This is a genomic window from Stutzerimonas balearica DSM 6083, assembly GCF_000818015.1.
GTDB classification, from domain to species: Bacteria; Pseudomonadota; Gammaproteobacteria; order Pseudomonadales; family Pseudomonadaceae; genus Stutzerimonas; species Stutzerimonas balearica.
The window spans coordinates 4052181-4063435 of the sequence record NZ_CP007511.1 but is presented as its reverse complement, the minus strand read 5'-3'; the positions used below and the strand labels follow the sequence as shown (position 1 = coordinate 4063435).

Genomic DNA, 11255 nt, shown 5'->3' with positions numbered 1-11255 from the left:
GCCGACCAGGCAAAGCCGCTGGTCGAAGCGGCCTGCCGCGGCGGCCTGTCGCGGCTCGGGCGCCTTTGGCGCAGGCGCTCGGGTAGGTGCTAGGATAAGCCCCCGTCCGGCCGGCGGCGTGGCTGCCGGCGTAACGCCCCCTTGAGAATACCGTCTGCATGTTTGGTTCAAACGACGACAAGAAGACGCCGGCCGAGGCCGGCGAAAAGAAAGGGCTGTTCGGCTGGTTGCGCAAGAAGCCGCAGACGCCTGCCGCCGAGCCGCCGGCGACCGAACCGCCGGAAGAGAGCCAGCCACTGGCCGATGAGCCCGACCGCGAAGCCGAGCAAACGGAGCGCGAGCAACTGGCCGCGGCGCACGAAGCGCCGGTGCATGAGCCCGCCCCTGAGCCGGTCGAGCCGCCCTCGGTGCAGCTCCCCGAGCCCGAGCCTGTACCGAGTGCCGAGCCCACGCAGCCGACCGCTGCTGCGCCGGAGCCCGCTGCGCCGACCCGGCTGGGCTTCTTTGCCCGTTTGCGCCAGGGCCTGTCCAAGACCAGCGCCAGCATCGGCGAGGGCATGGCCAGTCTGTTCCTTGGCAAGAAGGCGATCGATGACGACCTGCTCGAAGAGCTGGAAACACGCCTGCTGACCGCCGACGTCGGCGTCGAGGCGACTGGCGCGATCATGCAGAACCTGACCCGCCGGGTCTCGCGCAAGGAGCTGGCCGACAGCGGCGCGCTGTATCGCGCGCTGCAGGAAGAGCTGGCCGGGCTGCTGCGCCCGGTCGAGCAGCCGCTGGTCGTCGATGGCGCCAAGCAGCCCTACGTGATCCTCGTGGTCGGGGTGAACGGCGTCGGCAAGACCACCACCATCGGCAAGCTTGCCAAGAAGCTGCAGAACGAAGGCAAGAAGGTCATGCTCGCCGCCGGCGATACCTTCCGCGCCGCGGCAGTCGAGCAGCTGCAGGTCTGGGGCGAGCGCAACCGTATTCCGGTGATTGCCCAGCATACCGGCGCCGATTCCGCCTCGGTCATCTTCGATGCGGTGCAGGCGGCCAAGGCGCGCGGCATCGACGTGCTGATCGCCGATACCGCCGGTCGTCTGCATACCAAGGACAACCTCATGGAGGAGCTGAAGAAGGTGCGCCGGGTGATCGGCAAGCTGGACGAGACCGCGCCCCATGAAGTGCTGCTGGTGCTCGATGCCGGCACCGGGCAAAACGCGATCAACCAGACCCGCCAGTTCAACCAGGCGGTCGCGCTCAGTGGCATCGCCCTGACCAAGCTCGACGGCACGGCCAAGGGCGGCGTGATCTTCGCGCTGGCCAAGCAGTTCGGCACGCCGATCCGCTACATCGGCGTCGGTGAAGGGATCGACGACCTGCGCACCTTCGAGGCCGATGCCTTCGTCAAGGCTCTGTTCGGTCAGGACGAGCGATGATCCGCTTCGAACAGGTCGGCAAGCGCTATCCCAACGGCCACGTCGGGCTGCATGAGCTGTCGTTCCATGTGCAGCGGGGCGAGTTCCTCTTCGTGACCGGGCATTCCGGCGCGGGCAAGAGCACCTTGCTGCGTCTGTTGCTGGCCATGGAGCGCCCGACCAGCGGCAAGCTGCTGCTGGCCGGGCAGGATCTGTCGCGCATTACCACCGCGCAGATCCCCTTTCTGCGTCGGCAGATCGGCGTGGTGTTCCAGAATCATCAGTTGCTGTTCGACCGCACGGTGTTCGACAACGTCGCCCTGCCGCTGCAGATTCTCGGGCTGAACAAGCGCGAGATCGGCCAGCGGGTGATGACCGCGCTCGAGCGCGTCAGCCTCAAGGACAAGGCGCTGCAGTTTCCCGCGGATCTCTCCACCGGCCAGCAACAGCGCGTCGGCATCGCCCGCGCGGTGGTGCACCGGCCGGCGCTGCTGCTGGCCGACGAACCGACCGGTAACCTCGATCCGCGTCTGGCGGCGGAAATCATGGGTGTGTTCGAGGACATCAACCGTCTCGGTACCACCGTGCTGATCGCCAGCCACGACCTGGCTCTGATCGCGCGCATGCGTCACCGCATGCTGACCCTGCAACGTGGTCGCCTGATCGGCGACGGGGAGGCCGGCCGATGAGCGCATCCCGCAAGAACGACACCAAAGCCAGCCCGAGCACGGCCGAGCGTGTCGGTGGCTCGGTCAAGAAAGTCGAAGCGAAACACGATGAGCCGGACTTCAAGACGCTGTTCCATGCCTGGCTGGAGAGCCACCGCGCCAGTCTCGTCGATAGCCTGGGGCGCCTGCTCAAGCAGCCGATCGGCAGTTTTTTCACCTGCCTGGTCATGGCCGTCGCGCTGAGCCTGCCGATGGGCCTGGCGTTGCTGCTCGACAACGTCGAGCGGCTAGGCGGCTCCTGGCAGCGTGCCGCGCAGATTTCGGTGTTCCTCAAGCTGGATGTCGACGCCGCCGCGGGCGAGCGCCTGCGCGACGAGATCGCCGCGATGCCGGACGTGGCTGAGGCGCAGTGGATCAGTCGTGACGCCGCGCTCGAGGAATTTCAGCAGCTGTCGGGTATCGGCGAAGCGCTCAGGGAGCTGCCGGATAATCCGCTGCCCGGCTCGGTGCTGGTGACGCCGAAGGAAATCGACAAGGAAAAGCTCGAGGCCCTGCGCCAGAGCCTGGCCGAGCTGCCTGGCGTCGAACAGGCGCAGCTCGATCTGCTCTGGGTCGAGCGGCTGACGGCGATCCTCAAGCTCGGCGACCGTTTCGTCTTTGGTCTGACCCTGTTGTTGGTGGCCACGCTGCTGCTGGTGATCGGCAATACCATCCGCCTGCATATCGAGAACCGTCGCACCGAGATCGAGGTGGTCAAGCTCGTCGGTGGGACCGATGGTTACGTGCGTCGACCGTTTCTCTACATGGGGGCGATCTACGGCCTGGGCGCCGGGCTGATCGCCTGGGGCCTGCTGGCTTACGGCCTAGGCTGGCTGAACGAGGCGGTGGTGCGGCTCGCCGGGCTCTACGGCAGCGATTTCGGCCTGGCCGGCGTGCCCGCCGGCGACGCGCTGTCGCTGGTGGTCGGTGCCGTGCTGCTGGGCTACATCGGCGCCTGGCTGGCGGTCGCGCGGCACCTCAGCGAGCTGGCGCCGCGGTAGGCTAATTTTCTGTTTTGAAAGGTCTTTTTCCGGGGGTTGTGGGAACTTATCCACAGCCCTTGCAGTCATAGGGCCCAGTGCTACACTGCAGCAGCTTCACATCTGGAGGAACTGCATGACAACTTCTCTGCAACCTGTTCACGCCCTGGTCCCGGGAGCCAATCTCGAGGCCTACGTGCAGACCGTAAACAGCCTGCCGCTGCTTACCGTCGAGCAGGAGCGCGAGCTGGCTGAGCGCCTCTTCTATCATCAGGACCTCGAGGCCGCTCGGCAGATGGTCCTTGCGCACCTGCGCATCGTCGTCCACATCGCTCGCAGCTACTCGGGCTACGGGCTGGCCCAGGCCGACCTGATCCAGGAAGGCAACGTCGGACTGATGAAAGCGGTCAAGCGCTTCAATCCCGAGATGGGCGTGCGTCTGGTGTCCTTCGCGGTGCACTGGATCAAGGCCGAGATCCACGAATTCATCCTGCGTAACTGGCGCATCGTCAAGGTCGCCACGACCAAGGCGCAGCGCAAGCTGTTCTTCAACCTGCGCAGCCAGAAAAAGCGCCTGGCCTGGCTCAGCAATGACGAGGTCAACCGCGTCGCTGACAGCCTGGGAGTCGAACCGCGCGAGGTGCGCGAGATGGAAGGCCGTCTCAGCGGTCACGACATGGCCTTCGACCCGCTGGACGATGCGGACGATGACAGCGCCTACCAGTCGCCGTCCCACTACCTCGAAGACCAGCGCTACGACCCGGCGCGCCAGCTCGAGGACGCCGACTGGAGCGACAGCTCTTCGGCCAGCCTGCACGAAGCGCTGGAAGGCCTGGACGAGCGTAGCCGCGACATCCTCCAGCAGCGCTGGCTGAGCGAGGAGAAGGCGACGCTGCATGATCTGGCCGCCAAGTACAACGTCTCCGCCGAGCGTATTCGTCAGCTTGAAAAGAACGCGATGAACAAGCTCAAGGGCTGCATCCAGGCCTGAGATTGCGGCAACGACCAGAACGCGGAGCCTGCCCTGTGCAGGCTCCGCGTTTTCGTTTCCGTGGTTCGGCGTGCGCCGTGTTGCTCAATCCGGCGTGGCGCTGGCGATCGCGGCCTGCAGGGTATCGAGCAGCTGCGCGCTGCTGATCGGCTTGTGCAGCCAGAACAGGTGCGCGGCCGGAGCGGACACCTCGACCTGTGCCGCTGCCGAGATCACCACGACCGGCAGGGCCGTTAGCGCCGGGTTGGCGCGGATCTCCTCGAGAAACTGCCGGCCGCTGCCATCGGGCAGGTGCAGATCGAGCGTCATCGCCTGATAGGGAACCTTGGCCAGGCACTCGCGGGCCTGTTCCAGGCTCTGTACGCGGTCGACCGCATAGCCCCCCTCGCTGAGCATCAGGTGCAGCAGGCGGCCGGTGTCGGGCTCATCCTCGACAACCAGCAGGCGCGGGCGATCACCTTGCTCCGGCGATTCGCTGGCCATTGCCGGCTGAATCGGCAGCTCGAACCAGAAGGTCGAGCCGCGGCCCTCCTCGCTGTCGAAACCTACGCTGCCGCCCATGCGCTCGACGAGCTCTTTGGTAATCGCCAGGCCGAGCCCGGTGCCGGCCTTGGTACGGCTGTCGGAAGAGTCCGCCTGGGCGAACTTGGTGAAGACCTGGCTGCGAAAGCTGTCCGGGATGCCAGGGCCCTGGTCGGTTACGCAGACGCGGATACGGCCGTCGCCGTGCCGGGTATGCACGCGGACCTCGCCGCCCTGATGGGTGAATTTGATGGCATTGGACAGCAGGTTGCTCAGCACCTGCTGCAGGCGCAGGCCGTCGACCCAGACGCGCACGTCCGGCACCGGCTCGAGCGTACAGCGCACCCCGTGCTGTTCGGCGAAGCCCTGAGTGCTGGTCAGCGCCTCTTCGAGCAGTTGCGGCAGGCGATGTTCGCGCAGGTCGAAGGTCATCTTGCCGGCGGCGATCTTCTCCATGTCCAGCAGATCGTTGATCAGGTGGCCGAGGCGCACGCTGTTACGGTAGGCGATCTCCAGCATCTGCTGCATGGCCGGAGGCGCCTTGCCGAGTGCGCCGCCGTTGATCAGGCCGAGCGCGCCGGTAATGGAGGTCAGTGGCGTACGCAGCTCGTGGCTGACCGTCGAGACGAACTCATTCTTCAGTTGCTCGATGCGTTTGCGTTCGGTCAGGTCCATCACGGTGCCGGTGATGCGCTGGGCCTGGCCATCGGCATCGCGCTGGATATAGCCACGCAGCAGCACCGGAACGATACGCCCGCTCTTGTGCTGCAGGCGCAGTTCGTCGGTGAAATGATCGATCTGCGACAGCATCGTCCTGGCCAGCCGTGCACGCTCGTGGGGCAGGTCTTCGGCAACCACGAAGCGCTCCCACAGCCGCAGGTCGCAGGGGAATTCCTCGGCACGGTAACCGAGCATCTCCCAGGCGCGTGCGGAGGCGTACAGCGTGCCGGCCTCCAGATTGAGGTCCCAGAGGCCGTCATTGCTGCCCTTCAGGGCGAGTGAAAGGCGCTCTTCGCTCAGCCGCAGGTCGTGTTTGCTGCGCCGGATCGTTTGCGTCATGCGCTCGGCCAGCGCCTTGGCACGGCGGTGACGCAGCGCCAGCGAGGCGGTGAGAAAGAACAGCAACAGGCTCATGCCGATGCTGAGCAGCACCAGCGTGCCCCAGTTGCCGTGAAAGCGTGCGTCGAATTCCGGCAGGCTGGTCATGCGCAGCGTCCACACCTGGCCATAGGCCCGCAGCTGCTGCAGCTCGCTGTATTGCCCGAGCACCGGAGCGCGGCCTTCGTCGGAGGCGAAGATACGCTTCTCGGGCTGCTCGCCCTGGCCCGCATAGATGTTCAGCTGCAGCGGCAGGTCCATGTTGCGCAGGATGCCGTTGACCAGATTGCCGACGCGATAAGGGCTGTAGACGAAGCCCTTGAGCGCCTGCATACGCTGCTCTGGGCTGCCCAGCGGCATGCCCTGCTGATAGACCGGCACGTAGAGCAACACACCGGCCTGAGTCTTGCCGTGGGTTTCCTGGACCAGCGTGACCTTGTCGGTGATGCTCGTCAGGCCTTGCTCGGCCGCGCGCTGCATGGCCTGGCGGCGTGCCGGGTCGGAATACATGTCGAAGCCCAGCGCGGCGCGATTGCGTGCGGTGAGCGGTTCCAGGTAGACGATCGAGGTGTATAGCGGTCGTTGTCCGGGCGGGTGAACGGCGTACTCGGCAAGCCCTTCTTGCTGCACCCGACGCTCGTGCGCCTCCAGCTCCTCGGGGAGGATCGCACGGCTGAAGCCGACCCCCTGGATACCGGGATAATGATCGGCCAGCTGCAGGCGCTGCACATAGAGACGCCACTGCTCGCGGCTGACCGTGCCGCTCGCATCGAACAGCCCGGCGCCGCCGAGCAGGATTTGTTCGTGATCGAGCAGGCGCTTGCGAATGGACTCGGTGACCTTTTCGCTGAGCATATGGAACTGCTGGCGTGCTGCGCGCACTTCGCGGTTCTGGAAATGCTGAAACAGCACCAGCTGGACCAACAGCGTGAAAACCAGCACCAGCCAGGCAACGCCGTTGCGCCAGTCGAACAACTGCTTGAGGCCCGGTATCGGGCTTGGATCGATGGCAGGGTCGCTCATGGCCTTCACTGCTGGGCGCCGCTGGGCGCGAGGGATTACGGCTCGATCATGGCCCGCTCCACGGGGTCGGGGACACGTCAGCGTGGCGGTGCCACCTAGCTTACCCGCGGTCCCGGGCCATTGATACCGGCGTTACGAGCAATGCTGGCGTTCATGCTGGCCATAGGGCATGAGTTCGCGTTGCCAGTCGATCGCCTCGGCGGCGCAGGGGCGCGCCAGGCCGAAGCCCTGGCCGTAATCGCAGTGCTGCTCGAGGAGGAAGCGCGCCTGTCCGGCCTGCTCGATGCCCTCGGCGACCACCTTCAGCCCCAGGTTGTGCGCCAGGCCGATCACTGAACGGGTGATCGCGGCATCCTCGCGGTCATCCGGCAGGCCGGAGACGAAGCCCTGGTCAATCTTCAGCTTGTGCACGTTCATGCGCTTGAGCCGCAGCAGCGAGGAGTAGCCGGTGCCGAAGTCGTCGATGGCCAGCCGCACCCCGAGTTGTCGCAAGCGGTGCAGGAGCTCGATGGCGGCGTCCGGATCCTGCATCACGGCGCTCTCGGTGATTTCGAGTTCGAGATAGCGGGCTTCCAGGCCGGTTTCAGCCAGCGTCGTGGCGACCTGCAGGTCGAGCTCGCCAAGGCCGAACAGGCGGCTGGAAATGTTCACCGCAACGAACTCGACGGGGCGACCCTGGGCACGCCACTGGCGCATCTGTCGGCAGGCCTGCTCCAGCACCCAGCGGTCGATGGCTCCGATCAGACCGTTTTCCTCGGCCATCGGAATGAACAGTGCGGGCGACACATGGCCGTGCTGCGGGTGTTCCCAGCGCACCAGCGCCTCGAACCCCTGAATGCGGCCGGTGGCCAGATGATAGATCGGCTGGTAGTGCACGCGTAGCTGGTGCTGCTCGAGGGCCTGGCGCAGGGCGGTGGCCAGCTCGACGCGCTGTTGCGCCAGGCTGGTCAGCTCCTGACTGTAGAACGCGTAGGTCGAGCGTCCGCTGCCCTTGGCCTTGAACAGCGCCGAGTCGCCGTTGCGCATCAGCTGCTCGACGTCGCGGACGTCGTTGGGGTATTGCACGATGCCGATGCTGGCGCTGGTGAACAGGTTGCGCTGCTGCAGCTCGAACGGCAGGTTGAGCGCATCGAGCACATGCAAGGCGAGGGCGGCGGCCTGGTCGGCACTGCAGTCTTCATGAAGGATGGCGAATTCATCGCCGCCCAGTCGCGCCAGCGTCATGCCGGGCTGGACGAATTCCTCCAGGCGGCGCGCCACGGCCTGCAGCAGGGCATCGCCGAGGTTGTGGCCGAGGCTTTCGTTGATGTCCTTGAAATGGTCCAGGTCGATCAGCAGCAGCGCGCCGCTGCGCCGACTCGCCCGGGCGCGCTCCAAACTCTGCGTTGCCCGCTCGCTGAACAGCAGGCGGTTGGGCAGCCGGACCAGCGGATCGTAGTGCGCCAGCTGGTCGAGCTCGTCCTGCGAGCGCTTGAGTGCGGACAGGTCGGAGAACACCGCAACGAAGTGGCTGATCTGGCCGGCTTCGTCATAGATGCAGCGCAGGTTCTGCCACTGCGGGTACACCTCGCCGCTCTTGCGCCGGTTCCAGATCTCGCCGCTCCAGGCGCCGTCCTTCTGCAGGATCCGCCACATCTCGCGGTAGAAATCGGGGTCGTGCTTGCCCGAAGCGAACAGCCGGGGTGTCTTGCCCAGTACCTCCTCGATGGAATAGCCGGTGATGCGGCTGAATGCGGGGTTCACATGGATGATGTGCTGGCGATGGTCGGTGACCAGCACGCCCTCGAGGGTGCTGTCGAACACCGCGGCCGCCTGGCGCAGGCTGCATTCCTTCAGGCGCAGCGCCTTCTGCTCTGCGGCCAGGCGCCCCAGGTGACGGCGTTCGAGCACATAGAGCATGCAGCTGGTCAGCAGGATGAACAGCGTGCCCTTGCCGAGCTGCCAGAGGTAGGCGCTATCGTCGTCCTGCAGCAGCCAATGCAGCAGCGGGTCGCTGAACAGCAGCCAGAGCATGGAGAGTGCGAAATAGCCGAGGCTGAGCCGCAGCAGATGCTTGTTCATCTTCAAAACCGGTCACCGGTACTTCATGAAGGCCCCGCCCGGCGGGACACGCAGCGGCCCGAGCGGCCGTGCAAACGGCACAATGATAGATGGATTTTCAATGAACTGCGTCACGCCTTTCTTGCCGCCGGTCATCCATCGGCTGGGTCAAGGCGTCGCAGGTAGTCGCTACCGCCTAGCTGGCGAACCTGCTGGCGGATCCAACTGGCCCGGCGCTCGATGTAGCGGGTCGGCCGGCTGGCGTTCCAGCTGCGCGGGTTGGGCAGCACGGCGGCGAGCAGGCTGGCCTGGCGTGCCGACAGATAGGGCGCCCCGCGGCCGAAATGTTGGCGCGCGGCTGCTTCGGCGCCAAAGATGCCGTCGCCCCATTCAACACTGTTGAGATAGACCTCGAGAATGCGCTGCTTCGGCCACAGCAGCTCGATCAGCGCCGTGAACCAGGCCTCCAGGCCCTTTCGCAACCAACTGCGGCCCGACCAGAGAAACAGGTTCTTGGCCACCTGCTGGCTCAGCGTGCTGGCTCCGCGTAGCGAGCCGCCGGCCTGGTTGTGCTGCAGGGCCGCATGGATCGCGGCGAAGTCAAAGCCCCAGTGCTCGGCGAACTTCTGATCCTCGGCGGCGATCACCGCCATCTTCAGGTCGTCCGGCAGTTCTTTCCAGGGGCGCCACTGGCGCTCCAGGTCGATGCTCGGGCCGGAGACCCATGACTGCACCTTGCGCTCGATCATCAGTGCCGTGAACGGCGGGGCCACCCAGCGCAGCGCGAGCACCAGCAGGGCCGACAGCGCGGCGGACCAGAACAGCAGCTTGAGTAGGCGGTGCAGGAGGGAGCGAAGCATGGGCGCTTGGTCGGCGGCGGGAGGAGCGGGCATTATAGCGGCCTCCTCGGCCCGCTCACGTTGCCTGTCATGATTCGTCCGTTCCTGCTGATCTCTGCCTTCTATGGACTGACCGGCGTCGCCCTTGGCGCGTTTGCCGCGCATGGTCTGCGCGCCCGGCTGACTGCCGAATACCTGGCGATATTTCAGACCGCCGTGCTCTACCAGCTGGTCCATGCGCTGGCGCTGCTCGGTGTCGCGCTGCTGACGCGCCACCTGCCGGGGCGTTTGCCGGTTGCAGCCGGCTGGTCGTTCGCCCTCGGCGTGTTGCTGTTCTCCGGTAGCCTCTATCTGCTGACCCTGACCGGGGTAGGCAAGCTCGGCATCGTCACGCCCATCGGGGGCGTCGCCTTCATGGTGGGCTGGTTCTGCCTGCTGCTGGCCGGCTGGCGGCTCCGCTAGCCGGCCAGCAACAGCCCGGCGCCTTTGCCTTGGTCGTGGATGAGGTTCGGGCTAGAATGCCCGACCCCCAATCGATGGCGGCGATCCCCATGCAGATTCACTTGAATGGCGAACCCTACGAGCTGCCCGACGACCAGAGCGTCGCTGATCTGCTCGAGCGGCTGGAGCTGAGCGGTCGCCGGCTTGCAGTGGAACTGAATCTGGACATCGTTCCGCGTAGCGAGCACGGCACAACGCGCCTGAAGGCAGGTGACCGCGTCGAAGTGGTCCATGCCATCGGCGGCGGTTGAGCGCCGCGCAGCCCGCAGTCCCGGCGACCCAGTCGCTTCCCGCAACGTCCGAACGAGGAATTCCCGATGAGCGCAGTTGCGCACGACAAGCCCTTTATCCTGGCCGGCCGGACCTATGAATCGCGTCTGCTGGTCGGTACCGGCAAGTACAAGGACCTGGAAGAGACCCGCACCGCGATCGAGGCGTCCGGCGCCGAAATCGTCACGGTGGCGGTGCGCCGCACCAATATCGGCCAGAACCCGGGCGAGCCGAACCTGCTCGACGTCATTTCGCCGGAGCGCTACACCATCCTGCCGAACACTGCCGGTTGCTATACCGCCGAAGAGGCGGTGCGGACCTGCCGCCTGGCGCGCGAGCTGCTTGATGGGCACAAGCTGGTCAAGCTGGAAGTGCTGGCCGACCAGAAGACCCTGTTCCCCAACGTCATCGAGACCCTCAAGGCCGCCGAGGTGCTGATCAAGGACGGCTTCGACGTCATGGTCTATACCAGCGACGACCCGATCATCGCGCGCCAGCTCGCCGAGATGGGCTGTATCGCGGTGATGCCGCTGGCCGGCCTGATCGGCACCGGGCTGGGCATCTGCAATCCGTACAACCTGCGCATCATCCTCGAAGAGGCGACCGTACCGGTCCTTGTCGATGCCGGTGTCGGCACCGCTTCGGACGCCACCATCGCCATGGAACTCGGCTGTGAGGCGGTGCTGATGAACAGCGCCATCGCCCATGCGCAGAACCCGGTGTTGATGGCGCGTGCGATGAAGCATGCGATCGAGGCGGGGCGTCTGGCCTATCTCGCCGGACGCATGCCGAAGAAGCTCTATGCCAGCGCCTCGTCGCCGCTGGAAGGGCTGATCCGCTGACCCCTCGGCGGTGCGTGCGCACTGCCGATGCTTGACCCTGAA

At 65.9% G+C, this 11255-nt stretch carries 10 protein-coding genes; 7 read left to right on the top strand and 3 right to left on the bottom strand.

The genetic code is table 11. The features are described 5' to 3' along the window. Positions 1 to 158 precede the first annotated feature (158 nt). The 4 genes from ftsY to rpoH all read left to right on the top strand — a co-directional run bounded on the left by ftsY (position 159) and on the right by rpoH (position 4078). Positions 159 to 1421: a signal recognition particle-docking protein FtsY gene (ftsY, locus tag CL52_RS18860; RefSeq protein ID WP_043222443.1), complete on the top strand. Its 1263-nt coding sequence runs from the start codon at positions 159 to 161 to the stop codon at positions 1419 to 1421. Beyond that, on the top strand, positions 1418 to 2089 hold the full coding sequence (ftsE, locus tag CL52_RS18855) for a cell division ATP-binding protein FtsE (protein ID WP_041108434.1): 672 nt from the start codon (positions 1418 to 1420) through the stop codon (positions 2087 to 2089). The genes ftsY and ftsE overlap by 4 nt, the downstream gene beginning before the upstream one ends. Then, positions 2086 to 3108 carry a permease-like cell division protein FtsX gene (ftsX, locus tag CL52_RS18850; protein ID WP_043222442.1) on the top strand — a complete coding sequence of 341 codons (1023 nt, stop codon included), beginning with the start codon at positions 2086 to 2088 and terminating at the stop codon, positions 3106 to 3108. Before ftsE ends, ftsX begins: the two co-directional genes overlap by 4 nt. A 115-nt stretch (positions 3109 to 3223) precedes the next feature. After that, the gene (gene rpoH, locus CL52_RS18845; protein WP_043222440.1) at positions 3224 to 4078 is read left to right on the top strand and encodes an RNA polymerase sigma factor RpoH; all 855 of its coding nucleotides are present in this window, start codon (positions 3224 to 3226) and stop codon (positions 4076 to 4078) included. 84 nt (positions 4079 to 4162) lie between these two features. On the opposite strand, the gene CL52_RS18840 is transcribed toward rpoH, so the two are convergent. From CL52_RS18840 to mtgA, 3 genes are all read right to left on the bottom strand, one after another. Beyond that, positions 4163 to 6721 carry a CHASE domain-containing protein gene (locus tag CL52_RS18840; protein WP_043222438.1) on the bottom strand — a complete coding sequence of 853 codons (2559 nt, stop codon included), beginning with the start codon at positions 6719 to 6721 and terminating at the stop codon, positions 4163 to 4165. Positions 6722 to 6853: 132 nt separating this feature from the next. After that, entirely contained in the window at positions 6854 to 8782 is a 1929-nt protein-coding gene (dibA, locus tag CL52_RS18835; protein ID WP_043222437.1) for a phosphodiesterase DibA, read from the bottom strand. A 131-nt stretch (positions 8783 to 8913) separates the two neighbouring features. Then, on the bottom strand, positions 8914 to 9621 hold the full coding sequence (gene mtgA / locus CL52_RS18830; RefSeq protein WP_041108646.1) for a monofunctional biosynthetic peptidoglycan transglycosylase: 708 nt from the start codon (positions 9619 to 9621) through the stop codon (positions 8914 to 8916). A gap of 69 nt (positions 9622 to 9690) precedes the next feature. Between mtgA and CL52_RS18825 the strand changes: the two genes are divergently transcribed. From CL52_RS18825 to CL52_RS18815, 3 genes are all read left to right on the top strand, one after another. Beyond that, positions 9691 to 10062 carry a DUF423 domain-containing protein gene (locus tag CL52_RS18825; protein ID WP_043222434.1) on the top strand — a complete coding sequence of 124 codons (372 nt, stop codon included), beginning with the start codon at positions 9691 to 9693 and terminating at the stop codon, positions 10060 to 10062. 89 nt (positions 10063 to 10151) lie between these two features. Next, the gene (thiS, locus tag CL52_RS18820; RefSeq protein WP_043223328.1) at positions 10152 to 10352 is read left to right on the top strand and encodes a sulfur carrier protein ThiS; all 201 of its coding nucleotides are present in this window, start codon (positions 10152 to 10154) and stop codon (positions 10350 to 10352) included. A gap of 66 nt (positions 10353 to 10418) precedes the next feature. Continuing rightward, positions 10419 to 11213 (top strand): thiazole synthase, encoded by a 795-nt coding sequence (locus CL52_RS18815; RefSeq protein WP_043222432.1) that lies wholly within the window; start codon positions 10419 to 10421, stop codon positions 11211 to 11213. The last annotated feature ends 42 nt before the right edge of the window (positions 11214 to 11255 follow it).